Origin of the sequence: Achromobacter sp. UBA2119 (assembly GCF_002331005.1) — a bacterium.
GTDB lineage: Bacteria > Pseudomonadota > Gammaproteobacteria > Burkholderiales > Burkholderiaceae_B > Achromobacter > Achromobacter animicus.
In genome coordinates this window covers 47863-73345 of record NZ_DCYD01000010.1, presented here as the reverse complement: position 1 = coordinate 73345, position 25483 = coordinate 47863, and the positions used below count along the sequence as shown (strand labels likewise).

The 25483-nt window shown below is 66.1% G+C and carries 22 protein-coding genes; 2 read left to right on the top strand and 20 right to left on the bottom strand.

Going from position 1 to position 25483, the window contains the following annotated elements; translation table 11 throughout:
* The first annotated feature begins 67 nt into the window (after window positions 1-67).
* The gene (locus B3098_RS09855) at window positions 68-2962 is read left to right on the top strand and encodes a valine--tRNA ligase (protein WP_175139243.1); all 2895 of its coding nucleotides are present in this window, start codon (window positions 68-70) and stop codon (window positions 2960-2962) included.
* A gap of 98 nt (window positions 2963-3060) precedes the next feature.
* Here B3098_RS09855 and B3098_RS09850 read toward each other — a convergent pair whose 3' ends face one another.
* The 8 genes from B3098_RS09850 to rpsP all read right to left on the bottom strand — a co-directional run bounded on the left by B3098_RS09850 (window position 3061) and on the right by rpsP (window position 9426).
* Window positions 3061-4350 (bottom strand): NAD(P)/FAD-dependent oxidoreductase, encoded by a 1290-nt coding sequence (locus B3098_RS09850; RefSeq protein WP_286894789.1) that lies wholly within the window; start codon window positions 4348-4350, stop codon window positions 3061-3063.
* A 13-nt stretch (window positions 4351-4363) separates the two neighbouring features.
* Window positions 4364-5095 (bottom strand): amino acid ABC transporter ATP-binding protein, encoded by a 732-nt coding sequence (locus tag B3098_RS09845; RefSeq protein ID WP_175139245.1) that lies wholly within the window; start codon window positions 5093-5095, stop codon window positions 4364-4366.
* Window positions 5092-5745 (bottom strand): amino acid ABC transporter permease, encoded by a 654-nt coding sequence (locus tag B3098_RS09840; RefSeq protein WP_175125042.1) that lies wholly within the window; start codon window positions 5743-5745, stop codon window positions 5092-5094. The genes B3098_RS09845 and B3098_RS09840 overlap by 4 nt, the downstream gene beginning before the upstream one ends.
* 145 nt (window positions 5746-5890) lie before the next feature.
* On the bottom strand, window positions 5891-6646 hold the full coding sequence (locus tag B3098_RS09835; protein WP_279974604.1) for an ABC transporter substrate-binding protein: 756 nt from the start codon (window positions 6644-6646) through the stop codon (window positions 5891-5893).
* A gap of 96 nt (window positions 6647-6742) precedes the next feature.
* On the bottom strand, window positions 6743-7414 hold the full coding sequence (locus B3098_RS09830) for a helix-turn-helix domain-containing protein (RefSeq protein ID WP_279974606.1): 672 nt from the start codon (window positions 7412-7414) through the stop codon (window positions 6743-6745).
* Between the two features lie 105 nt (window positions 7415-7519).
* Entirely contained in the window at window positions 7520-8422 is a 903-nt protein-coding gene (trmD, locus tag B3098_RS09825; RefSeq protein ID WP_286894783.1) for a tRNA (guanosine(37)-N1)-methyltransferase TrmD, read from the bottom strand.
* Window positions 8422-9039, bottom strand: coding sequence for a ribosome maturation factor RimM (rimM, locus tag B3098_RS09820; RefSeq protein ID WP_175125044.1), 618 nt, complete (start codon window positions 9037-9039; stop codon window positions 8422-8424). The genes trmD and rimM overlap by 1 nt, the downstream gene beginning before the upstream one ends.
* A gap of 126 nt (window positions 9040-9165) precedes the next feature.
* Window positions 9166-9426, bottom strand: a complete 261-nt coding sequence (rpsP, locus tag B3098_RS09815; RefSeq protein WP_008165084.1) for a 30S ribosomal protein S16 — start codon at window positions 9424-9426, stop codon at window positions 9166-9168.
* Between the two features lie 491 nt (window positions 9427-9917).
* On the opposite strand from rpsP, the gene B3098_RS09810 reads away from it, so the two are divergent.
* Entirely contained in the window at window positions 9918-10499 is a 582-nt protein-coding gene (locus B3098_RS09810) for a hypothetical protein (RefSeq protein WP_175125045.1), read from the top strand.
* Window positions 10500-10620: 121 nt separating this feature from the next.
* Here the strand turns inward: B3098_RS09810 and B3098_RS09805 are convergent, their stop codons facing one another.
* From B3098_RS09805 to B3098_RS09750, 12 genes are all read right to left on the bottom strand, one after another.
* A complete protein-coding gene (locus tag B3098_RS09805; RefSeq protein ID WP_279974609.1) occupies window positions 10621-10890 on the bottom strand; it encodes a sulfurtransferase TusA family protein in 270 nt (89 codons plus the stop codon).
* The gene (gene alaS / locus B3098_RS09800; RefSeq protein ID WP_286894777.1) at window positions 10890-13514 is read right to left on the bottom strand and encodes an alanine--tRNA ligase; all 2625 of its coding nucleotides are present in this window, start codon (window positions 13512-13514) and stop codon (window positions 10890-10892) included. The genes B3098_RS09805 and alaS overlap by 1 nt, the downstream gene beginning before the upstream one ends.
* Before the next feature lie 80 nt (window positions 13515-13594).
* Window positions 13595-14617, bottom strand: a complete 1023-nt coding sequence (locus B3098_RS09795) for a type II secretion system protein (RefSeq protein WP_286894775.1) — start codon at window positions 14615-14617, stop codon at window positions 13595-13597.
* Window positions 14618-14667: 50 nt separating this feature from the next.
* On the bottom strand, window positions 14668-15285 hold the full coding sequence (locus B3098_RS09790; RefSeq protein ID WP_175184951.1) for a type 4 pilus major pilin: 618 nt from the start codon (window positions 15283-15285) through the stop codon (window positions 14668-14670).
* 61 nt (window positions 15286-15346) lie between these two features.
* A complete protein-coding gene (locus B3098_RS09785) occupies window positions 15347-16483 on the bottom strand; it encodes a general secretion pathway protein (RefSeq protein ID WP_286894771.1) in 1137 nt (378 codons plus the stop codon).
* Window positions 16476-18248: an ATPase, T2SS/T4P/T4SS family gene (locus B3098_RS09780; RefSeq protein ID WP_286894768.1), complete on the bottom strand. Its 1773-nt coding sequence runs from the start codon at window positions 18246-18248 to the stop codon at window positions 16476-16478. The genes B3098_RS09785 and B3098_RS09780 overlap by 8 nt, the downstream gene beginning before the upstream one ends.
* Complete coding sequence (locus tag B3098_RS09775) at window positions 18245-18460, bottom strand: hypothetical protein (protein WP_254594231.1); 216 nt, start codon at window positions 18458-18460, stop codon at window positions 18245-18247. The genes B3098_RS09780 and B3098_RS09775 overlap by 4 nt, the downstream gene beginning before the upstream one ends.
* A gap of 265 nt (window positions 18461-18725) precedes the next feature.
* Window positions 18726-20087, bottom strand: a complete 1362-nt coding sequence (locus B3098_RS09770) for a hypothetical protein (protein WP_279974615.1) — start codon at window positions 20085-20087, stop codon at window positions 18726-18728.
* Window positions 20088-20089: 2 nt separating this feature from the next.
* Window positions 20090-21715, bottom strand: a complete 1626-nt coding sequence (locus B3098_RS09765) for a hypothetical protein (RefSeq protein ID WP_286894763.1) — start codon at window positions 21713-21715, stop codon at window positions 20090-20092.
* Window positions 21712-22623 (bottom strand): TcpQ domain-containing protein, encoded by a 912-nt coding sequence (locus B3098_RS09760; protein WP_279974619.1) that lies wholly within the window; start codon window positions 22621-22623, stop codon window positions 21712-21714. Before B3098_RS09760 ends, B3098_RS09765 begins: the two co-directional genes overlap by 4 nt.
* A gap of 211 nt (window positions 22624-22834) precedes the next feature.
* Window positions 22835-24175 carry an extracellular solute-binding protein gene (locus B3098_RS09755; RefSeq protein WP_175125053.1) on the bottom strand — a complete coding sequence of 447 codons (1341 nt, stop codon included), beginning with the start codon at window positions 24173-24175 and terminating at the stop codon, window positions 22835-22837.
* A 4-nt stretch (window positions 24176-24179) separates the two neighbouring features.
* Window positions 24180-25436, bottom strand: a complete 1257-nt coding sequence (locus B3098_RS09750) for a D-amino acid dehydrogenase (RefSeq protein WP_279974621.1) — start codon at window positions 25434-25436, stop codon at window positions 24180-24182.
* Between the last annotated feature and the right edge of the window lie 47 nt (window positions 25437-25483).

Here is a 25483-nt window from a genome sequence, read left to right as displayed (position 1 = left end):
ACATCTTAAAATGAGCGGTTTGCTGCCCGCTCCCTACCCGGGCGCCCCTGTCTGCCGGAACTTAGTAATGACTCAAGCTGCTCCACCGAACGCCGCGCCCATCGCCGGCGAAACCCCGGAACTCTCGAAGAGCTTCGAACCCTCCGAACTGGAATCCCGCTGGTATGCCGAGTGGGACAAGCGCGGGTACTTCGCCGCGGGCCAGCATGTGGAAACGGGGACGGAAAGCCAGCCGTACGTCGTCCAGTTCCCGCCGCCCAACGTCACGGGCACGCTGCACATGGGCCACGCGTTCAACCAGACCATCATGGACGGGCTGGTGCGCTACCACCGCATGTCGGGCGACGACACCGTGTTCATTCCCGGCACCGACCACGCCGGCATCGCCACGCAGATCGTCGTTGAAAGACAGCTCGACGCCCAAAAGGTTTCGCGCCACGACCTGGGCCGCGAGAAGTTCGTCGAGAAAGTGTGGGAATGGAAGGAAAAGTCGGGCAGCGCCATCACCGGGCAGGTGCGCCGCCTGGGCGCCTCGGCCGACTGGCCGCGGGAATACTTCACCATGGACGACCGCATGTCGCGCGGGGTGGTGGAAACCTTTGTCCGTCTGCATAAACAGGGACTGATCTATCGCGGCAAGCGCCTGGTCAACTGGGATCCCAAGCTGCTCACGGCCGTGTCCGACCTGGAAGTGCAGTCCGAAGAGACCGATGGCCACATGTGGCACATCCTGTACCCGTTCGTTGACGGCCCGCAGACCATCGTGGACAAGGATGGCCAGACCGTCACCCTGCGCGGCATGACCATCGCCACGACCCGTCCGGAAACCATGCTGGCCGACGGCGCGCTGTGCGTGCATCCCGATGATCCCCGCTACAAGCACTTGGTGGGCAAGCAAGTCGAACTGCCGCTTTGCGACCGCAACATTCCCATCATTGCCGACGACTTCGTCGACCCCGAATTCGGCACGGGCTGCGTGAAGATCACGGGCGCTCACGACTTCAACGACTACGCCTGCGCGATGCGCCACGATCTGCCGCTGATCGTGATCTTCACGCTGGACGCGCACATCAACGAAAACGGTCCCCAGCAGTTCCAGGGCATGGAACGCTACGAGGCCCGCAAGGCCGTGGTTGCGCAACTGGAGACCGAGGGCTATCTGGTCAAGGTCGAGCCGCACAAGATGATGCAGCCCAAGGGCGACCGCACCGGCGTCGTGCTCGAGCCCATGCTGACCGACCAGTGGTTCGTTGCCATGAGCAAGCCCGCGCCGGAAGGCACGCTGAACCCGGGCAAGAGCATCACCGAGGTGGCGCTGGAAGTCGTGGCCGACGGCCGCATCCAGTTCTACCCGGACAACTGGACCACCATCTACAACCAGTGGCTCAACAACATCCAGGACTGGTGCATTTCGCGCCAGCTCTGGTGGGGCCACCAGATTCCGGCCTGGTACTCGGAAGACGGCCAGGTGTTCGTCGCCCACGACGAAGCCGGCGCGATCGAACAGGCGCGCGCCGCTGGCGTAACGGGTCCGCTCACGCGCGATCCCGACGTGCTGGACACGTGGTTCTCGTCGGGCCTGGTGCCTTTCACGACGCTGGGCTGGCCGGAAAACACGCCGGACCTGCAGCGTTACCTGCCCTCCAGCGTCCTGGTCACGGGCTTTGACATCATCTTCTTCTGGGTGGCGCGCATGGTCATGCTGACCACGCACCTGACCGGCCAGATCCCGTTCAAGCACGTCTACGTGCACGGTCTCATCCGCGACGCCGACGGCCAGAAGATGAGCAAGTCCAAGGGCAACACGCTGGACCCCGTCGACCTGATCGACGGCATCGACCTGGACGGCCTGGTCGCCAAGCGCACCTACGGCCTGATGAACCCGAAGCAGGCCGGCGCGATCGAAAAGGCCACGCGCCGCCAGTACCCGGACGGCATCCCCGCTTACGGCACCGACGCGCTGCGCTTCACCATGGCGGCCTACGCCACGCTGGGCCGCAACATCAACTTCGACCTGAAGCGTTGCGAGGGCTACCGCAATTTCTGCAACAAGCTCTGGAACGCCACGCGCTTCGTGCTGATGAACACCGAAGGCCATGACCTGACGGTGCCGGATGCCGGCGAGCTGTCCTTCGTGGACCGCTGGATCATCAGCCAGATGCAGACGCTGGAAGCCGACGTGGCGCGCGGTTTTGCCGACTACCGTTTCGACAACATCGCCAACGCGCTCTATCGCTACGTGTGGGACGAATACTGCGACTGGTATCTGGAACTGGCCAAGGTGCAGATCCAGACCGGCACGCCGGCCCAGCAACTGGGCACCCGCCGCACCCTGATCCGCGTCCTGGAATGCGTGCTGCGCCTGGCCCACCCGATCATCCCGTTCATCACAGAAGAGCTGTGGCAGAAGGTGTCTGTCGTGGCCGGCAAGCGCAAGGAAGGCGTTGCCGCCAGCGTCAGCGTGCAGCCCTACCCGAAGGCCAACCCGGATGCGGTGGACACCGCCGCCGAAGCCGACGTGGCCGAACTGAAGGCGCAGGTCGAAGCCGTGCGCGCGCTGCGCGGCGAGATGAGCCTGTCGCCCGCCCAGAAGGTGCCGCTGTGCGCCCAGGGCGACGCGCCGATGCTGACGCGCAACGCGCCGTACCTGGCCGCGCTGGCCAAGTTGAGCCAGGTCGACGTGCTGGACGTGCTGCCCGACGCCGGTGCGCCCGTGCAGGTCGTGGGCAGCAGCCGCCTGATGCTGCACGTTGAAGTCGACGTGGCCGCCGAGCGCGTGCGCCTGGACAAGGAAATCGCCCGTCTGGCCGGTGAAATCGCCAAGGCCAAGGGCAAGCTGTCCAACGCCAGCTTCGTCGAGCGCGCCCCCGCCGCCGTCGTCGAGCAGGAAAAGGCCCGCATGGCGCAGTTCAGCGAAACCCTGCAGAAGGTGCAGGAGCAGCGCGCCAAGCTGGGCGACTGATCCCAGCGCCTGATGTGAAGCCCAGAAACCCCGGACACCGTTCCGGGGTTTCTGTTTTGGGGGGTTGGCGGGGATCGGGTCGCGGACGCGGCCGCCCCTCAAACCCCGCCGTCCGTCATGCGGTACCAGCTCACCACCGCATTGACGTACAGGCGGCGGAGCGGATACAGCGGAAACGGCACGATCGGCGACAGCGGCACGGGCAACGCATTGGCATCGCCCGTGGCGACGTATTCGGCCATGGCCGCGCCAATGCAGGTCTGCAAGCCGACGCCGCGGCCCTGACAGCCGATGTCTACCAGCAACCCGGGCTGCGGCGCATGCAGATGCGGCAGATAGTCGCGCGTGACGGCAACCCGGCCGCACCAGCGGTATTCAAAGGGCGTGCCCGCCACCTGCGGAAACATCTTCACCATCACGCGCTCAAGATGCGCCCAGTCCGACTCGCCCTTGGGCTCGCGGAAGGGGCCGCGGCCACCCATCAGCAAGCGGCCCTGGTGATCCAGACGAAAGTACAGCAACAGATTGCGCGTGTCGGAAGTGACGTGGCCCTCGGGGAATATGCCCGCGCGGACGCGGTCCGACAGCGGCGCGGTTGCCACCTGGAACGTGTTGGCGTCGATGATGGACGGCTTGAGACCGGGCCACAGATCGCCGCCGTAGGCATTGGTGCACATCACCACGCGATCGGCGCTGACCGAGGGACCGCGAGCCGTGGACACCGTCCATTTGCCGCCGTCACGCCTCAACCCGGTGACGGGCGTGTCGGTGTGCAGCATCGCGCCCGCATTCAGCGCGGCGCGCGCCAGGCCGCGCGCGTAGCTCAGCGGCTGCACCGCGCCTGCCCGCCGGTCGACCCATCCGCCCAGATACTTGTCCGTGCCGATCAGGCGCGCGACCTGCGCGCGGTCCAGTGGCTGGGCGTCCACGCCAAGGCGCGCCCATTGCGCCGCGCGGCCTTGCGCGATGCGCAACGCCTGCGGCGTGTGCGCCCCCTGGATCCACCCGGCGCGCACGCGCGGCACATCCATTGCATGGCGCTCGATCAGGTCAAAGACGACATCGGCCGTCGCACCGGCAAACCGTGTCAGCCGCTCCCCGCGTTCGGGGCCGAACATCGAAATCAGATCATCCGGGTCGTACTTCAAACCGGGAATGACCTGACCGCCGTTGCGGCCCGATCCGCCGAAGCCAATCTCGCGCGCCTCCAGCAGTACGACCTTCACACCGCGCTCGGCCAGGTGCAACGCGGTGGACAAGCCGGCATAGCCGCCGCCGATCACGGCGACATCGGCCTGCGCCGACGCGTCCAGCGGCCCGGTGGGCGGCGGCGGCGCCGCGGTGGCCGCCCACAGTGACGGGGAAAGCGGAAACGGCGCTGGCTGCATGGGGCTTCCTTCCTTACATGGGATGCAGCACGCGCCGCAGGAAGTCCTGCGTGCGCGGATGCTGCGGATGATTCAGCACTTCGCGGGCGGCGCCCTGCTCCACCATGACCCCGCCGTCGAAAAACATGACGCGGTCGGCGACCTCGCGCGCAAAGCTCATTTCGTGGGTGACGACGACCATCGTCATGCCGGCCTCGGCCAGCTTGCGCATGACGCCCAGCACATCGCCGACCAGTTCGGGATCGAGCGCCGAGGTGGGCTCGTCGAACAGGATCGCCTTGGGTTGCATCGCGAGCGCCCGCGCGATCGCCACGCGCTGCTGCTGGCCGCCGGATAGCTGATTCGGATGCGCGTGCTCCTTGTCCGCCAGCCCCACGCTGGCCAGCAATTCGCGGCCGCGCTCCACCGCCTGGGCGCGAGGTTCCTTCTTCACGAAGATCGGGCCTTCGATGACGTTTTCCAGCGCCGTGCGATGCGGAAACAGGTTAAAGCGCTGGAACACCATCGCCACCTGCGTGCGGATCGACACGATGGAAGGCGCGTCGCAATCGACGAGCTCGCCGTCCACGGTGATGCGACCGGCGTTGTAGCGTTCCAGTCCGTTGATGCACCGCAGGATGGTCGACTTGCCCGAGCCGGACGGACCCACCACACACACGACCTCGCCCTGCTCGACTTCGGCGTCGATGCCTTTCAGAACCTCGAGCGGACCAAAGCTCTTCCTTACGCCTTGCAGGCTGATCATTTGATGGCGCTCCGTTTTTCCAGGTGCCGCACCAGCAGGATGAGCGGCACGCACATCACCAGGTACATCAGCGCCACCAGCGTGAACACCGTGGCGTTCTTGAAGGTGGATACGGCGATGAGCTTGCCTTGCAGCGCCAGCTCGGCGACGGTAATGGTGGACGCCTGCGACGAGTCCTTCAGCATCATGATCATGATGTTGCCGTACGGCGGCAGGACGATCTTCACGGCCTGCGGCAGCACGACGCGCCGCATCGTCAGGCCCCAACCCATGCCCATGGCCATCGCCGCTTCGATTTGTCCGCGGTCGATTGCCTGGATGCCGGCGCGGAAATTCTCCGCCTGATAGGCGGAATACGCGATGCCCAGGCCGATGATGGCCGCGTGCACCGCGCTCAGCGACACGCCCATGTCCGGCATCACGAAGTAGATGTAGAAGAGCAGCACGATGATCGGAATGCCGCGCAACAGATTGACAAGGCCCGCGCTGAAGCCCGACAGATACTTGTTGCCGGACACCCGCATCAACGCCCATACCAGGCCCAGCACCGTGGACAGCGCAAGGGAACCCAGCGTGACCAGAATGGTGAGCTTGGCGCCCTCCAGCAGGATCGGCATGAACTCTGCCGCGTCTTTCAAGAATTCCGTCATGAGTCCACCCACTCCGAGAAGACAGCCCGCGATGACCGCTTGGGAAACGGCCAGAGAAGTGCCGCGGATGCGCTGCGTCCGCCGACGCGACCGAACGCGCCGGCGGGATGCTGCAAATGCCTGAACTGAGTCGGCCCGACCGGCATCACGCGCCGCCCAGGCCCCACTTCTTCAGGATCGCGTCAATGGCGCCGTCGGCTTTCAGCTTGGCCAGCGCCTTGTTGATGCGATCAAGCAGCTCGGTGTCGTCCTTGCGCGTGGCAAGCCCAAGGCTTCCCATGATCGTCGGCTGGTACGACTGCGCCATCTTCAGGTTGGGATAGTTGCCCTGCGACAGGACGTACGCGGCGATGGGATAGTCCATGAAGCCGCCCTGGATGCGGCCGGCGTTGGCGTCGCGCATCATGTCTGGCGGGTTGTCGTAAAGCTTCACTTCCTTGAACACGCCGCTCTTTTGAATGGGCTCGACAAAGGCAGTGCCGACCTGCACGCCGACGGTCATGCCCTTCATATCGGCGAAGGACTTGTATTCCTTGTTGTCGGTCTTGAGCACCATCAGGCCCTCGCCGTAGCGATAGACGGGCTCGGAGAAGCTCACCACCTGCTGGCGCTGCGGCGTGATGAACATCGCCGCCGACACGATGTCGATGCGCTTGGATGTCAGCGATCCGATCAGTGCGGAAAACGCCATGGGCTCTATCTGCACCGAGAACCCGGCCTCCTTGCCCACCGCTTTCACGATATCGACCATCACGCCCTCGATGCTGTTCGTCTTGGTATCGAGAAAGGTGAATGGGCTGCCGGTGGGCGTGGACCCCACCTTCAATACCGTCTGGGCTTGGGCGCCCGCCGCCATGGACAATGCTGCGAATACAGAGACAACAAAAGTCTTGAATTTCATGACATATCCTCATCGTGGCAAAGAAGGCCGGGCCGCGCGTGACGCGTCCGGTGGCGGCACGCTCCCCGCGCGTTCCGCCGCTTGAGTGCTGCGCGCTCAGGGCGCTTGTGACGTGTTGTCCTCCGCGGCTTGAGTGATGTTGGAGATGGCCCAGATGACCTCGGTCGTCTGCGTCCCCGGATTGCACCAGCGGCGCGGCGTGCTGCTGGCGTAGCAAAAGCTGTCGCCCGCTTGCAGGCGGATGACGCGGTCGCCCACCCATAGTTCAAGCACGCCCTTGAGCACCAGGCCGATCTGCTCGCCCTGCCCCGTCACGAAGAGCTCGGTGCCGGTGGAGCCGCCGGGCGCGATGGAAGCGCGGCACAGGTCCATGCTGCGGCAGGCCGAGGGCGTGAACATCTCTTTGCTGATGCCCTTTTCCTTCAAGTCGATATGGCGGTGCGTGCCCGCGCGGGCTACGCGGCCATCCTCTTCGCCGCCGGTATGCTCGGCGTTGCGCAACAACGCATTGACCGACACGCGAAACTCGCGCGCCAGGAGATGAAGGACTTTGACGGAGGCCGAGCTCAACCCTCTTTCGATCTGGCTGAGCAGGCCGAGCGACATGCCGCAGGTTCGGGCGACGTCAGCCAGCGACCGTCCCTGTTGCTTGCGCAACTGACGCAACTGCTGACCCAGCCACAGATCGACGGCCGACTCCGGCCGCCCCGCGTGGGCGGGCGACGAGGGTGCTGCGCTGGCACGGCGAACGGCGGCAGAGCGGCTCATATGAAAATTTCATGGGCATGTAATTTTCAATACTAAGGAGCCGCGAAAACGCCCACAATCCAGGGACTTCCCTAGCGTTGTGGGCGTGGCGGGCCGGCGCGACGGTCAGGAGGCGTCGGACGGATTGGGCTTGGGATCGGGGCTGGAATCCGGGGTGGAGTTGGGTTGGATCTGCCCCGCGGGCGCGGCGTCCGCACCGGGTTTGCGCGGGCGACGGCGTCTTGTGCCCGGCTCCGCAGGCAACGGCGTGCCGGCCAACTCGGCCAGATAGCGCTCGTCCAGCTTGCTCAGCCAGCCTTTTGCGCGCGCCGACTCGATGAGTTCGGGCCGGCGTGCGGCAGTCAATGCCAGCGACCGCTCGCGCCGCCAGCGCGCGATATTGGCGTGGTGCCCGCTCAACAGCGGCGCCGGCACCGCTTCGCCCTCGTAGACTTCCGGGCGCGTGTAGTGCGGGCTGTCCAGCAAGCCAGACAAGGTGTCGTTGAAGGAATCTTGCAGGGCGGAATCGCCGTCGTTGAGCACGCCCGGCAAAAGACGCACCGCGGCATCGATCACGGCAAGCGCCGCGATTTCACCGCCAGAGAGGACGAAGTCGCCGAGCGAGATTTCCTGCGTGACACAGCGATCGATGAAGCGCTGGTCCACGCCTTCGTAACGGCCGCAGATGAGAATGAGGCCATCGCTGGCGGCCAGCGCTTCGGCGCCGGCCTGGTCATAGCGCCGGCCGACTGGCGCAAGCAGCGCCACCGGGGCGGGACCCAGGCCCTGCGCGGCGCGCGCCTGCTGGGCGGCATTGACGGCGGCCTCCAAAGGACCCGGCATCATCACCATGCCGGGGCCGCCGCCGTAGGGGCGGTCGTCCACGGTGCGGTGTACGTCATGCGTGAAATCGCGGGGATTCCAGGCATGAAGCTGCCACCGGCCCTGGGCGTGAGCCCGGCCGGTGACGCCGAGGTCGCGCACCACCCCGAACATTTCGGGAAATAGCGTAACGACGTCGATACGCATCAAAAATCCGCGGGCCAGTCGCTGTCGATGCGGCGGGCAGCCAGATCAACGGCGTGGATATGCGCGCGTACGAACGGCACAAGCATTTCGGCGGGTCGGCCCTTGGCGTCCAGGACGGGTTCGGGGCTTTCGCCTTCACCCTTCTGCAGCAGGACCTTCAACACGGCGTGAGCACCGTTGTCGAGGACCTCGCTGACCACGCCAATTCGGGCGGGTTCGCCGTTGGCGCTGGAGTACAGCGCGCAACCAATGAGATCGACCCAGTAGTATTCGTCTTCCTCGGGCGCGGGAAATGATCCGCGCGGCGCTTGCACGGTATGTCCGCGCAACGCTTCGGCCTGGTCGCGATCCGTGATGCCCTGCAGTTGCGCCACCACGGTGGCTCCCTGCGAACGGACTTGCAAGATCTTGAATGCGACAGGCGCAGACGCGACAGCGCCCCGCGCCAATTCAGGCACAGGGCGAGTCAACCACCATTGAGACGCTGAGAGCAGCACTTCGGCGTTGGCCGAATGCGGCTGCACTTTAACCCAGCCTTTCACACCGTAGGCTGCAGTGATGCGGCCCAGCTCGACCAAATCCGTAGGCGCCGCGTTTGAGGTTGCGGCATCAGGCATTTATCGTGCTCTTTATCAGGCTTGGATAGCAATGAAGCAGCCAGGAATATCCGCTTTCAAGCGCGAGGCTCTAAGCGTGGAAAACCTGCTGCTCCAGAATCAGCTAAGGATGTGCGTCGCGGGCAATTAGGCCGCGGCGGAAACCTTGGCCGAGTATTCCTTGACCAGACGCTCGACGGCGGGCGACAGTTGCGCGCCGGTGCCGGTCCAGTACTGCACGCGATCCAGCGCAATGCGCAGGTTTTCCGTGCCTTCGCTAGCCACGGGGTTGTAAAAACCCACGCGCTCGATAAAACGGCCGTCGCGACGGTTACGCGAATCGGTGGCCACCAGGTTGTAGAACGGACGCTTCTTGGACCCACCGCGGGCCAGGCGAATCACCACCATAGGTAATCCCTTGAATTAGTTGTGAAAAACGGGAAATTCTAGCACTGAAAGGAGCCTGCTGGCAAATGCGAGTGCCGAAGAATCTGTGATGCGGTGCGATTTGTATCCTAAAACACCACATCCGGGTATTCTACAAGCACGAGCCCAGCCCTGCTGCGGCTCGATCTGCAGGCGGCCCCGGCATCATTGCGTTCGAGGCTGTGCGCGCGGTTTCGCCGGCGCCCACATGCCCACATCTGCGGCCTACCCCGGTTGTCATGCGTTTGAGCAGTTGGTGCGTCTGAAGAGCAATCTGATTGGAGAGATCGGATTTCATGTCGACCCGCGCAATACGCTACGCCCTGCCCTTGCTGGCCGCCATGAAGCGGCAGCCTCCTCCTGCCACCCCGACTTTGCTGCAAGCGCCCGGAAGATCCAGGCTGCGTTGCCGCGCCCCCTGCCTGACTCCGCTTTTTCCCCACAAGAAGTCGTTTAACTGGAGTGAGCAAACCATGAAGAACCAAAAATCAGTCTTCTCACCCGTTGCGCGCCTGGCGATGGCGGGATTGCTGGCGGGCGCGCTGGCGTTGCCCACCGAGGCGCCCGCGCGCGTGATCGGGGCGGCACTCACGACGGCCTCCGGCCAGGTGACGGCGGTGGACCAGGCCAGCCGGACCATCACCCTGCGCGGCGCCGACGGCAATACTGTGGACATCGTGGCCGGACCGGACATCCGCAACTTCAAGCAGATCAAGGCGGGCGACACGCTGACGCTCGACTATTACGAGTCGGTGGCCGTGGACGTGCGTCCCGCCGGTTCCGGTGCGCCCGAAGTCGTGACCGAGACCGCCGCGACCCGTTCGGCCAAGGGCGCGATGCCCGGCGGCGCAGTGGGCCGGCAGACCACGATCACGGCCGAAATCTGGCACATCAACCGGAGCGCAAACCTGGTGATCCTGAAGGGACCCCAAGGCGGCAGGCGCACCATCCAGGTCAGGGATCCGGCGCTGCGCGCAAAACTTCAGCAGTTGAAGGAAGGTGATCTGGTGGACTTCACGATCACGCAGGCGGTCGCCGCGGCCATTCACAGGTAGGCAAGGACAGGCGGGTATAAAGGGCCGCCTCAAAAAGGCAAAAAATTAGCCAAACTGACGCCCGCAAAGAACAAGGCCCGCTTTCAAGCGGGCCTTGTTCATGAAGCGAATGCCCGCCCGGCTAGCGCCGGCGCAGGAAATGCACGCAGCGACCGTCGGCCTCTTGCTGCGCGACCAGCGCATTGCCGGTCTGACGCGCAAACGCCTGAAAATCGCGGATCGCATTGCGGTCCGTTGTGATGACGCGCACGACCTGCCCGCTTTCCATCGTTGCAAGCGCCTTCTTGGCGCGCAGGATGGGCAAGGGGCACGTCAGCCCGCTGGCATCGACGTCTTGGTCGAACACCGGCGCATCGGCGCCGGCATCGAGACGGGAATCGACGTCGCTCATCAGAGGCGCTCGTCCACCCACTTCTGCACGCCAGCGATGGCTGCGGGCAGCGCAGCGATATCCGTGCCGCCGCCCATGGCCATGTCGGGACGGCCACCGCCCTTGCCGCCCACTTGGCTGGCCACAAAGCCCACCAGATCGCCCGCCTTGATGCGGTCGGTCAGGTCGGCGGTGACGCCACCGACCACGCTGATCTTGCCATCGGCCGAGCCGGTGGCCAGCAGCACGACAGCAGGCTTAAGGCGATCTTTCAGGTTGTCGACCATGCCGCGCAGCGCCTTGGGATCGACGTCGCCGATGCTGGCCGCCAGAACCTTGATGCCCTTGACGTCGACCGCGGCGCTGGAGGCCAGGTCATTGCCGGCGCTGGCCGCGAGCTTGTTGCGCGACTGCTCCAGTTCCTTTTCGAGCGTCTTGACCTGGTCCTGCACCTGCGCAATGCGCGCCGGCAGATCGGCCGGGGTGCTGCGCAGCATGCCGGCCACCTGGGTCAGCAAGGCGTTCTGGTTCTGCACCCAAGCCAGCGCATTGTCGCCGGTGATGGCTTCGATGCGGCGGACGCCCGCGGCCACGCCGCCTTCGGACACGATCTTGAACAGGCCGATGTCGCCCGTGCGGGTGACGTGCGTGCCGCCGCAGAGTTCGCGCGAGAAGCCGATGTCGAGCACGCGCACAGTATCGCCGTATTTTTCACCGAACAGCGCCATGGCGCCGCCCTTGACCGCATCGTCGTAGCCCATGACCTGGGCAACGGTGGGATGGTTGGCCAGGACTTCGGCGTTGACGATGGCTTCGACGCGGGCGATCTGCTCAGCCGTCAGCGGGGCATCCTGCGCGAAGTCGAAACGGGTCTTGTCGGGATCGACGAGCGAGCCGCGCTGCTGCACGTGCGCGCCCAGCACCTGGCGCAACGCCTTGTGCATCAGGTGCGTAGCCGAGTGGTTGCGCACCGTGCGGGCGCGGCGGACGGCGTCCACGCGGGCCAGCAGCGTGTCGCCGACGGCCAGCGAGCCGGATTCCAGTGTGCCGTGATGGCCGAACACGCCGGACTGGATCTTGAGGGTGTCGGCGACGGCAAAGCGCACGCCATCGGCTTCGAGCAGACCGGTATCGCCGACCTGGCCGCCCGACTCCGCATAGAACGGGGTGGCGTCCAGCACGACGACGGCGCTTTGGCCGGCCTTGACTTCCTGCACCTGCGTGCCGTCCACGTACAGGGCCGTGACCTTCACGTTGTCCAGCTCAAGCTTCTCGTAGCCTTCGAAACGCGTTTCGGCGCCTTCGTAGCTGAGGCCTTCGGCCATCTTGAACTTGCCGGCCGCGCGGGCCTGGTCACGCTGGCGTTCCATGGCGACTTCAAAGCCGGCCATGTCGACTTCGACTTCGCGTTCACGGCAGATGTCGGCCGTGAGGTCGACCGGGAAGCCGTAGGTGTCGTACAGCGTGAACAGCGTGGTGCCGTCCAGCACGCCGCCCTTGGGCACGTTGGCCAAGGCGTTGTCCAGGATGCGCATGCCGTGTTCGAGGGTTTCGCCGAAGCGTTCTTCTTCCTGCTTGAGGACCTGGGCCACGCGATCCGCGGCGGCGGCCAGTTCCGGGTAGGCCTCGCCCATTTCGGCGACGAGATCCGGCACCAGGCGATGGAAGAAGGGCTTGGTCTGGCCCAGCTTGTAGCCGTGGCGCAGCGCGCGGCGCACGATGCGGCGCAGCACGTAGCCGCGGCCTTCGTTGCTGGGAATCACGCCGTCGACGATGAGGAACGAGCAGGCGCGGATGTGGTCGGCGATGACCTTGAGCGAGTTGTCTTCGAGGTCCTTGATGCCGGTTTCGCGCGCGGCGGCGGCGATCAGGTGCTGGAAGAGATCGATTTCGTAGTTGGAATGCACATGCTGCAGGACGGCGGCGATGCGTTCCAGACCCATGCCCGTGTCGACACAGGGACGCGGCAGGCGCGGCATGTTGCCGGCGGCGTCGCGTTCGAACTGCATGAACACCAGGTTCCAGATTTCGATGTAGCGGTCGCCGTCTTCTTCGGGGGATCCCGGGGGGCCGCCCCAGATCTCGGGGCCGTGATCAAAGAAGATTTCGGAGCACGGACCGCAGGGGCCGGTGTCCGCCATCTGCCAGAAGTTGTCGGACGCGTAGCGTGCGCCCTTGTTGTCGCCGATGCGGATGATGCGCTCGGTCGGCACGCCCACTTCCTTGGCCCAGATGTCGTAGGCCTCGTCGTCTTCCTGGTAGACCGTCACCCAGAGCTTTTCCGCCGGCAGCTTGTAGACCTGCGTCAACAGCTCCCAGGCGTACTGGATGGCGTCGCGCTTGAAGTAGTCGCCGAAGCTGAAATTGCCCAGCATTTCGAAGAACGTGTGGTGGCGGGCGGTGTAGCCCACGTTCTCCAGGTCGTTGTGCTTGCCCCCGGCGCGCACACTGCGCTGCGACGAGGTGGCACGCGTGTACGACCGCGATTCCTTGCCCGTGAAGACGTCCTTGAACTGGACCATGCCCGAATTGGTGAAGAGCAGGGTCGGGTCGTTGCCCGGGACGAGCGACGACGAGGGAACAATGGTGTGTCCCTTGGACTTGAAGAATTGCAGGAACTGCTGGCGAATCTCGGAGGATTTCATCGTGGATGAAGCAGAATTTAGGGCGAATCGCCAATTATAGAGGGTTGGCGGGGATACGCGGGATATGGGCAAAATGGCCATCATCGGACGCAGACGAAACCCGTGGTCCAACCCTCGGTTTCCGTCCATTTTCCGCCGGCGGACACGATGACCTCGGCGTAGCCGGGCGGGCAGGAACACTGGCCCGTGCGAGGATTGGCCGTAGACAAGCCCGAGTAATGGAAGCAGCCGAGCGGATAGTTGGTGCTGTAGGCGCCCCCAAAGCCTCCGCTTGCCTGCGTCCAGATGCCAGATTCGCAGGAAAGCAGCTGACCGGCGGCCGAGGTGGCCAGCGTTCCGCCTGAAACGCCGCAGGCATGGCCTGGGATCTCCCGGGCTCCGACGGTGACGTAACCACCGGCGTCCACGTTGCCTGCGACAGACAGATTGCCTTGCAGATCCGGATCGCGGGTGTCGCGCATCTTCACATAGCCGCTCATGTCAGGCTGCCCGCTGCCCGTGCCCGCCCACAGGGCAAGCGTGCCAGGCGGATACGCGAGCGCGTCGGCAGCCGGCGGGTTGGGAAACGCATAGGCGGCGCCTCGCAACTGGAACGGCGCTTGCGGCCACACGGCCCCGCCGTAGCCGCCCGCGGACGCGATGACCGAAGCCATGGCGACCTCGTCCGGCAATTGCGTCCCCTTTTTCAACAAAGGTTTGTCGGCAGCGACGACGCCGTCGATCCGGCAAGGCTCGTCGGGACAGGCCTGGCTGCGCAGGAGCCGGATGTCCGCGCCGAAACCCAGCGCCGACCGGTCGGGAAAGTCCGCAGGCAGGTGGCCCTGCACCCGAAGCTCGGAAAGCGTGGGCCGCAGCGCATCGGCGAACAGCGGCTGGCCCTGGCTGTCCTGAGGAGGTTCCCCCTTGGTCAGCGCCTCGGAGTGCCGGGACAGCATATCCGTCACCGCCAGCCGGATCTGCGTCAGCCAAACGCCCGTTGAACGGGCGGCAGATGCCTCGATGCCGTGGACGACCGCGTTGGATGCCCAGATGGCGATGGCCGTGGTGATGGCCAGCGCCAGCGCCAGTCCGATGAGCGAAAAGCCTGCCTGCTGCCGGGACAACAACGGACGCTGATGCCAAGCCGGGAAAAGCCGAACCACCCGGTGCGCGCTCATCGTGCAGTGAAGACAAAAGTGTTTACGTCGCCCTGGCTGCACTGCGCCTGGGCCTGCGCGGCGCGGTATGGCGTCGCGGGATTGGCGATTGAATCCTTGACGACCTTGGCGCCGCTGCTGCCGCTGATGGAGATGATTTCCGACACGCGTTGAAGCACGGACGCGAGCGCTGGGCAGGCTGCGTGGCTGACATTGGTGAGCGTGAGCGTGAACGCCGAGCCCATCCCCGCGCCATCGACGGACGCGGGCTCGACCTGCACTACGCCGCTGCCGCCGATGCCGGAGCCGCCCAGGCCGTGCGCCACGCTCGCCGCGGCGCCCGCGCCCTGCACCGAGAGCACCGTAGAGTCGCGCAGCGCGTTGGCCAGGGCGCCGGTGTCCAGCCCCGTGTACGGTGTCACGCCACCGCCTTGCGCGTTGATCTTCATGCTGGCGATGAACCGCTGCAATTCTTCGCCGACCTTCGGCACTTTGTTTTCAATGACATACCCGCCAATGGCAGGGATGCCGACGATGGCGATGAGCAGGACGATGGCCGTGACGATGGACACTTCCATCAAGGAAAATCCACGCTGGTTCGCACCAAGGGATCGGGACAGACTGACTGCGTTCATGAATATCCTCATTGATTAAAGTGCGCGGCGAGCCGCGCCGTTGCCGCCAACCCGCGGAGCACTACTGGCTGGCATAGAAATTGGTCAGTGCCTGGCGCAGCTCGTCTATCACCGCGTAATGCCACAGCGTGATGCCCAGCACCGTGGCCAGGGAAAGAATCAGCAAGCACCAGCGCAGCACGAGCGCCTGGCGCCGCACCCGGGCCAACAGGCGGACCTCGACGCGCTGGCGCACGCGGGCCAGGCCCGGCTCGACGCCGAGCGCGTCCATCAGGTCCGCCATGTACCACCACGTTTGGGAGTCCAGCAGTCCGGTGCCGAAGATTTCCGCGCCGCGGGCGCCTGCGTCGATGCGGCCAAGCATGGCGTGCAGATGCGAGAGCAGCCACGGCGAGGCGTCGCGCGCCTGCACGGCCAGCGCGCGGCGCAATCGCGTGTCGGCCGCGCCGTGCTGCCGGATGAGCACGGCCAGCAGCGACAGAAAGCGGATGGCCTGGAAATCGCGATACAGCCGCCAGAGCAGCCAACGGTCGAGCACGGCGCGAAGATCGCCGGTGAAGTTCGCCAGCGACCAGAGGGCGAGCATGACCACGCCAAATATCAGGACGACCCACAGCGCAAGCCACTGCTTCAAGCCGCCCGCCAAAGCGAACAGCCCGCGCGTGAGCGACGCATAGTCTTCGACGGGCACGGCCTGAAAGACCTGGTGCAGCCGTGGCACGCTGAAGAACGGAATGGCGCACAGCAACGCGAAGGCCACCAAGGCGGCAACGACGCCCGTGGCGGCTGCCGACAGCAATGCCGACCAAGCCTCGGACGCCAGGCGGACGGCGCGCGCCAGATCGCGCAGCGCCGCGGGCAGATCGCCGCCTTCTTCCTGCACGCAACTGAGCAGCAGGCATTCGTCGTGCGGCAGCGTGTCGGACCACGCGACGCCCAGGTCTCCGCCGGCGCCCAGATACGCGGCAGCCCAGTGCTGACAGAGGCGGCCGCGCACCGTCTCGGGCCCGTACCGGCTGGCGTCGTCCTCGAAGATGTCGCGCAGGCTCTTTCGGCCTTGCGTGCCTTCGACGACATCCGCCAGGTATTCGTAATAGTCCGCGCGCTGCGGCCGAAAGCGCAGCGCGTCCAGCCGCAGCTGGCGTGTACCTGCTGACCGCAGAGACCCGCGCGAAGCCCGCAACGCGAGATCAGCCATGGTGCGCTCCATCAGAGAGGGCCGTGCCGGCCTGCGCAAGCGCCGCGGGCTGTAGCGGAGCGGCCGATCCCGTGCGCAGGCTGGGCACGATGGGCAATTCGAACCGGCGCAACAGCGTGCGCGGATCGATCTCTCCCAGGCTCGTCCGATACAGCGCGCAATCCAGCGCCCGCGCGCCGCGCGTGCCGGCGTCTCGCCACGCACTACGCGTGGCAGGCTGGAACTGTTGCTTCAGTGCGTGGTTGTCGCGCTGACGCACTTGGTCTAGAAAGTCCGGCACGCGATCGGGTTCGATCATTTCGGCGGCAACGCTGCGCCCCGCCGTTCCGTTCAATTCCGGCATGTGATCGCGCCGGCACGCGGGGCAGCCTGCTTCGTTTCTGACCCGGAGCGACTCGGCGTGCAGATCGAACGCGTCTTGCATCCCCAGCACCCAGCCGCGCCAGTCCCATGCTTGCGCATGCCGAGCGTGGACGCCCGACCACAGGCTATCGACGGGCAACGCGCAGCCGGGGCACAGGCGTGGCAGCAGCGTCTGATAGATCAAAAGCTTCAGGATGCCGGGCGACGCGAGAAACTCGCGTGACACGCCTATGGCGTCGGACGCCAGGCGCTCGGGAATCATCGCGGCCGATCCGGCGTGTGTCGTGGCGTACAGGCTGACGCCAGAACTGGCGAGATCCATGAACGCGCGGCCGGTCTGCGTGTCGCGGATCTCGCCGATCAGCAGGTCGTTCATCGCCGAGCGCTTGATGGTCTTGAGCTTGGCATCCAGCGTCGGCCACGCCGCGTCCGCCAGCGCGCCCGTCAGCGTGTTCTGCAACGCGTTGCCAATGTAGTATTCCACCGGGTCTTCAAGCGTGATGACCTTGCGCGTGGGCGCGATACCGCGCATCAGCGCGGCGATGGTGGTGGACTTGCCCGAACCGACCACGCCCGCCAGCACGATGGCCCCACCCTCGCGCTCACGCACCCGCAACAGGGTTTCCGCCTGGCCAGGCAAGTATCCCAAGGCCAGGAGGTCGCCGTTGACGGTTGCATCCAACCGCAGGATCCGCAGGCACACGGAAGGCCCCGCGTCCGCCGCTAGCGACGCCCAGCGCAGCACGATGGGCGCCGCGTCCACGGTCAGCGAAATGCGCCCCTGCTGCTCGAGCGCCGGATCGAACACGGCGCCATTGCCGCCGCGTACGTCCATCCACGCCACGGCAAGGACTTCGAGCAGCGTGGCGCTGGAAAGGCCGGCGAAACGGTCGGAGCCGACGTACTCGCCGTGGATGGTGTAGCGAATTTCGCTGGCGTCACGCCGCTGGTCCACGTTGATGTGGACGTCGCTGGCGCCTTGAACCACGCCCCAGCGGACGATGTCGAGAAACAGGGCGGCGAGCGCCGAGGCGCGTTCGGCCGGGTTGGCTCGCGCTGAGCGCCCGGGGCTGGGCGCCGTGTACTGGCCGCGCGCGATCATCAGCAGGAGCGGCGCCGGAACGACGTATCGCGCGGGACTTGCCATGCGATAGCCAGCCGCCTTCACCATGCGCTCGACCTCGTCGATCTGATCGCCGACGGTGTATTCCTTGACGGCAAAGATCGCGGCTTGGCCGCCCTCGAGCAGGACCGGGCACAAGCGTCCGGCCAGCGCAGCCAGATCAAACTGACGGCTCAGAGCGCGCACAAAGGCGGGATCCATGCCAGCGACGTCTTCGGGCGTATGCAGCTCGGGCGGGCGAACGAACGTGTCCGCGATGGGCTGGGTCTGCGTTATCATGGGTGTCCGCCCCCGGCGTCAAGGCACGCGGTCTGATCGCGGCCGTCGCGCTGCACGCGGACACAGGCGCCGTCGATGGCCAGCAGACGATACGGCGCGGCCAGGCTGCCTCCCGCCACGGGATCGGCGCGGCCAGCCCGATAGCGCTGCAGCGTGCCATTGACGACGATGTCAACGTTCAAGCGGCTCGCTGTGCCGAAGATTGCGGTCACGCGTATGTCGTCCGCCGGGCGTCCCGCGGGCGGCGCCATCGGGCCTTTCCCGTCGTTCATCGTGCAAAGACCCGGGATTTGGCAGTCGGACATCGCGGCCGCCGCGTCCGCGCGCAGCAACGTGCGTACGGTTTCCACCTCGGGCCAAGGTTGCGGCGCGGACGCCGGATCCGCGCCTTGCGCATGGCCCGCCGATAGCGCCGCGGCGCTCAGTGCAATACCGGCAAGCGTTCGCCGGGCTACGCATCGGCGCGGGATGCAAAGCTCATTCCTGTTCATAAAGTTCTCCCTGCAATTCGGCGACTAGCGCACTGGCCACGAGGCTGGGCCGCGGTTGCGGCTGCACGGTCACCACAAGGCGCGACCAGCGTGCCGCGGATACAGGTCCCGGCATCAACGCCATGGACCGCAATGGCCCATGCAAGGCCAGACTGCGCCGCCGCACGACGGGCATGCCCGTCCGCGCGGGATTGGATTGCACTGCGCTCGCCTGCCTGGCCGCCAGTTGCTGGGCCGCAGGCTGGCGCTGCCCATGCGGCAGGAGCGGCACGGAATGCGACAGCGCGACGGAAGCGAATGCTGGGCGTAGTCCTTGCAGTCCGCCCGCCACCCGCGTGTCGACGTGCAGCGACGAAGGCAACGTCATGTCGGCAATCCGGATCGGCTCGGACGCCAGGCGCCACGCCAGCGTGGCTTCCTCGAGCGGCTTGAACGACACCTGCCAGCCCGCTGGCAACAACGCGTGCAGGCCATGATTCGTGGCCAATGGGTGAACGCGGGCGTACACGGCCGCGCAATTCCAATGCTGCGCGCCAGCGTCGCAGTGCGCGCGCCGCAACGCCCAGCCCTGCACCTGCACCGGCAGCGCCGCCACGCTTGCGAGCAGGCGCGTCAGCTCCGTCGGCGGCTGGACTGTGGTGGCGCGCAACATCGCTTCGTAGGCATCGGCCACCGGGTCCCGAACGGCAACGGGCTGTGGCGGCGCTGCCTGTCTTTGCGAGAACGTGCTGGCGCCGGCGTTCCATAGCGGCGGCGCTGCCGCGGCAAACCCGACGCACGCCAGAAAGAGACGCAATGCGACGGGCAGCTCGGCCCAACGCGAGTGCAGCGCGGTAAGCGCGGCGCCGGCATCCACGGCCTGAATCAACGCGGACCACACCTGGTCCGGCGCGCGCTCCGCGAGGGACGGACGCTGCGCGAGCAGCGCCCGCTGTTCCTGCTGGGCTTCGTCAAGCGAACCGAACACCCGGTCGGTCTGCGAGAGGACTGCGCCGCCGTGCGCGGCGACAAGCCAATGGCGCCCGTCCGGTAGCCGAACCAGGCTATGACCGCCCTCGGGGTACAGCAAGGCAAACAACTGCGCGGCCGACTGCGGCGGCATCGCGGCCGGTGCGCCGGCGCGGCGCTTGAATCGCGCGCCCCGGAGTCCGGCGCGGGTGCGTCCATAGCCCGCGACCATGGCGGGCGATCCGCCCACGACGTAATGCGTGGCCCGCAGGCGCCGTCCGCGCGACCGCGCGAGCTTGGGGACGTTGGAACCGATAAGCGCGAACCAGCGCAGGCCGAACGCCAGCGTTCGTTCGGCGCCCGGGCAGTCGATCAGCAGGAGTTGAGGGGCCCGGTTCACGATCAGTACCCTTCCTCGACCTGAGCCGTCACGAGGATCAGCGTCGTGTGGCGTTCAGTGGCGGCTCGGTCCAGGCCGCCCGCGAGCAGCGGCAGTCCGGGCGCCAGCCGTTGGCGATCGTGCTGGTCCTGCGTGCGGTCAAAGCCAGCCACAATCATGGGCTGCCCCGGCCGCAGTTCGATCTGCTGTACCGTGCCGCTGCCATCGACCGTGATCTGCTGCACTTGCACCTGATTGGCGCTTTCGCCGAAGGTGATTGTTTTCAGGGGCTGCGCGACCGCGTTGTCATACGCGATGGAAAGCAGGATCTGCCCGTCTTCCTGGATGTCCGGCACCAGGGTCAGGAACGAGCCGACGGTTTCTTCTTTTTGGCTGATCGAGACGGCAGGCAGCGATCCGTTCGCGCCAGTGGCGGTCATGCCGGGCATGGCAGTGCTCTGCACGCGATCAATGTAGGAGAACGTAGTCCTGACGGCATGCGAGACCGGCCGGCGGTTCAAGGTGAGAACCGGGATCTTGCTGTGCCGCACGACCGCGCCCATCGCACTGAGGGCGGACACGATGGCCTGCGAGCCTTGGAATGGTCCCGCGCCCGAGGCGGCTTGAAGCAACCCTGCGCCGGTGGCCGGCACGCCTGGCACGGCCAGCCGCGCCGTAGCGCCTGCGGCTGCATAGAGGGCATTCCAGTCGAGTCCGCCCGTAGTTTCCGTGTTGGCGATAAAGGTGATTTCCTCGAAAAGCAGGCGAACACGGCGGGTCAACGCCTTGTTCTCGCGTTCCAGATAGCGTGCGACCCGGTCCAGCGCGTCCGGCGTATCGGTGACCACCAGCGTGGCTGCGCCTTCCACCGGCTCTGCAATAACGCCGGATCGAGTGAGGAAAGGCAGAACGTTTGCGCGCAGGATGGCCAACGCGTTGTGTTCGCCTGCGGCCAGCGTCGTATTGGAGGTGCTTTCGAAGCCCTCGCCTTCCGCGCTGCCTGAACGGCCGAGGCGCACGTCGACCTTGCTGGCGAGCGTCAGGGCCCGCAGATCGAAGACGCGTGTTTCGGTGCGGTAGAACTCGAGCGCGTTGTGTTCGTAGCGCCAGTGCACCGAAAAGCGCGCGGCCAGCGCGTCGAGCAGATCGGCGAGCGGCTGAGGATCCGCCCGCACTTCAATGCGCGCCGGTGCGGCGAGAGCCACCGCGCCGCTGACGGCAAGACGCGGCAGGAATTGGTCTGGGGGAAGCAGCGCGTCGGGGCGCACCCGCACCGCGATGCCGGTGGCGGCGGTCAGGCGCTGCGCCAGTGTGGGAAGGTCCGCGTCGTCAGCCAGCATGAGCGTGGTCTTGACGTTTTCACGTAGGGCGGGAGGCAGCGCGACCTCCCGCGCGAGCGGTTGCGGCTTGCCCGCCAGCCAAGGCGTGGAGACTTCCTGCGCGGCGATGCGCGCCTGCCGATCAGACAAACCGTCGGCATAGGCCTGATGGCGGGTGGCGGCGTCCGCATGCCGGCCGCTGGCCGCGCGTTGCATGATCGTGACCTGCTCGGACACCGAGCAGCCGGCGAGTACGCACGAGAGCACAGTGCAGGCGAACGTTCTGGTTGCCGGAACGCGCGTGGCGCAAGCAAACGAAAGGAACTTCATGCCGCGGCTCCTTTGGGCGTGGCCGCCCGTGAGCACGATTGCGCAAGCGGCACGACGCGCAGGACGCGGTTGCCATAGAAGCAGGGCTGCAACGGCCGGTCGGCCAGTTCGGTGGCGCCGAGCAGCCCGCGCACTGCCGTTCTGAAGTCGCCGGAGAATTCGGCCGTGGCCGCCAGCGGGATATCGACGTCTACGGCCCAATGCTGTGGTTCGAACGTCCAGCCCGACGCGCCGGCCCAGCGCGCCAGCACCGCGCGCAGCGTGGCGTCGGGTGGCGCGGCCCGAAACGGGGCAGCCTGCGCGCCATCGTGCGTGTCGGTGGACGTCGCGCCCGCAAGCGTGGCGGACTGCGCGGCGTGACGGCTCGACGCTTCTGTGCCGGCCAGCGCGCCCCCATCCGAGCGCGGAGCCGAGTCATCGACGAGCTTGGTGTGCGAGGTGAAATCCGCCCGCGGACGCTGCGATGCGTCTACGGCAGTTGCCGGGGTCTGCACCATACGCGAGGCGGATTGGGTCAAGGGCGACGGAATGTCCCCCGCACCATGCGCCCGCTGCGCCCAAGCAGTCAGCCTGCCGCCGCGGAAGCTCAGTGCTTTCCATGCACCGGCGACCACGACGTAGGGGTCGCGGCGCACATAAGGCAACGGGAGTTCGCCGCCATCGCCCGCACCGAAGATGGCCGGCAGCGGCTGGCCCGGCTGGAATTGCAGCCAGGTCTCGCGCCCGTCGTCGAAGACCTGCAGCGGCGCGACGGCGGGATCGCCGGATAGTTGCCAGTCGAATCGGAACCCTTGCGAGAACGGCTTGGCCGCCTGCCAGGAGGTTGTGTCTCGGCCTGAGCCCGGGCCCGACCACGTGCATGCGCCCAGGCAAGACAGCCCGGCCGCCAGAAAGAAGATTCGTACCATGCCTCACCGCGAACAAAGCGCGCATCGGAAGCGACACGCTTGAACGGCATGGTGGCCGAGCGCCGGAGGCGCCGCCAGACTGGCATGTACGGACGGATGGATTCATCCACCCCGCGCGCGCGACGAATCCGGACAACAAAAAAGCCTGGTCCGTAGACCAGGCTTTCTTCTGCTGCGCGGCGCTGCGAGAGCGCGCCGCTATGCGGCGCGATCAGCGCTGCGTGGCAATGGTGCGCGCCTGCGCGGCGGCGTTGTTCAGCGCAGAAACGGGAGGCACCTTGCCATCGAAGGCATCGGTGAGTTCCTTGTTCAGCACGGGTTCGATGCGCTCGTAGTTGGCCATGCGGAAACCGCGTGCGTTCTGGACGGGCTTGGCGCTCATCGAAGCCACAAACGCCTGCGCGCCCGGGATCTTGCTGTAGAACGACACGTCCGAGGCACGGAAGGCGGCTTCGGTCAGCGGCAGGTAACCCGTGCGCTGATGCCATTCGGCGGCGACCACCGGCTTGGACAGCCACGCCAGGAACTGCGCGGTGGCCTTTTCCTGGGCCTGCGGATGGCCTTCAAGCGCCCACAGCGCCGAACCGCTGACGAAGGGCTTGCCGCCCTCCTTCGTGGCTTGCTCGTAGTACGGCAGCGGCGAGACGCCGAAGGACAGCGACTTGGTGGCGAGGAACTGGCCGAGCGCGCCCGAATTGGCCGTCAGCACGGCGCATTCGCCCTTGGCGAACAGCTTGTCGGAGGCGTTGTCGCCGGAATACGCCGTAAACAGCAGCGAGCGCTTCCAGCTGACCATCAGCGAGATGTGGCGCATGTACAGCGTGTCGAACTGCATGGCAGGCGCGGCGGATTTCTTGGTGACCGCGTCCAGGCCGTTGTTGTTGCTGGTGAACAGCTGGTTGTTGACCGGCGCCAGGTTCTCGAGGTGGACCGCGACCTGATCGCTGGACGCGTAGGGGCAGTCGATATCGGCCACGTCGCGCAGCTTCAGGAGTTCGGCCTGCAGCGCGGTCCAGGTGCGCGCCGGCTTGTTGGGATCGAGACCAGCCTTCTTATAGGCGGCGGTGTTGTAGAACATCACCGGCACTTCGGCCATCCAGGGGAAAGCCAGCAGGCGGCCCTTGCTGTCGCGGGTGAAGCTGCTGGTGGCCGGCACGAACCAGTTCAGGTCCTTGATCGGATACTTGGCCAGCAGTTCGTAGAGCGGCAGCACGGCTTTGTGCTGGGCCACGACTTCGGGCGAGTGGTTATCGGACAGTTGCAGCAGGTTCGGGCCCTTCTTGGCCTTGACCGCGGACACCGCCTCTTGTTCCAGGGCGGTCGGCGACGCGAAGCCGCGCAGCGTCACTTTGACGTCGTCCTGCTCCTTGTTGTATTGCTTGGCGAGCTTTTCGAACTCGGCCTTGTTTGCATCTGTCAGGGTGTGCCAGACCTGGATTTCGACGGGTGCGGCGTTTGCCACGCCGGCCATCGCCATCGCGGCGCCAAACACCCATGCACGCCGGCTGGCGAACATCGCGCGGGCAACGCCCGCCAATTGCAGTTTCTTCATAGGTTCACAGACCAAGAAAAGGGAATTCCGGTTCTGGCCGCCGTCCACTGAGCAGATCGGCCAATGCCCGGCCCGAGCCAACACCCATCGTCCAGCCAAGCGTACCGTGTCCGGTATTGATATACAAATTCGGAATACGGCTGCGGCCGATGATGGGCACGTTCGAGGGAGTGGACGGGCGCAGGCCCGACCAATAGCTGACGCGCTCGAAATCGAGCGCGTCGGGAAAGAGTTCTTTGGCGAGGCGGGTCAGGGCCTCGCAACGGCCGGTATTCAGGCTGCGCGAATAGCCGGAAAGTTCCGCCGTGCCTGCCATGCGCAGCCGGTCGCCCAGCCGCGAAAAGACGATCTTGTGGCTGCTGTCCGTCAGGCTGACGGTGGGAGTCGCACCCGGATTGCGCACCGGGAACGTGGCCGAATAGCCCTTTGCCGGATACACGTTGCACGGAATGCCGAGGGGACGCAGCATCGCGGGGCTGAAGCTGCCCATGGCGACCACATAGGCGTCGGCCGACAGCGTGGCATAGCGGCCGTCGGGCTGGATGAGTTCGATGCCCGTGACCGCGCCGCCCTGCGTCAAGAGCCGGGTGGCACGCGTGTTGTACTGGAATTCGACGCCCGCGCGGGCGCAGTGATCGGCCAGCGCGACGGTAAAGAGGTGCACGTCCCCGCTTTCGTCCTCGGGCGTGTAGTCGCCGCCCACGATCGTGGCGCGATGCGGCGCCAGCGCGGGCTCGATGGCGATGACTTCGTCGGTGTTCACGACGCGGCGCTCGACGCCGAAGTCGCGCATCAGGCCGGCGGCACGCTGGGAGTTTTCGAATTCGTGGGGATCGCGGTAGAAATTCAGGATGCCGCGTTCCAGGTGGTCGTACTGGATGCCGAGTTCGGCGCGCATGCCGCGCAGGGTGGCGCGGCTGTATTCGGCCATGCGCACCATGGCGCGGATGTTGGGGGCCAGCCGGCCAGGCAGGCATTCGCGCAGGAATGCCAGGCCCCACATCCACTGCCGCCAGTCCAGTTGCGGACGGAACAGCAGCGGCGCGTCGTCGCGGAACATCCACTTGAGCAGCTTCATCGGCGCCTGGGGATTGGCCCAGGGCTCGGCGTAGGAAACGGAAATCTGCGCGCCATTGGCAAGGCTGGTTTCCTGGGCGGCACCGGTGCAGCGGTCTATGACCACGACGTCATGACCCGCCTGGCTGAGCCACCAGGCGCTGGAGATGCCGATAATGCCGCTACCCAATACCGCTACTTTCATGCCCGCATCGCTCCTTGCATGCCGGTTGCGTGCGCGGACCCGATGTC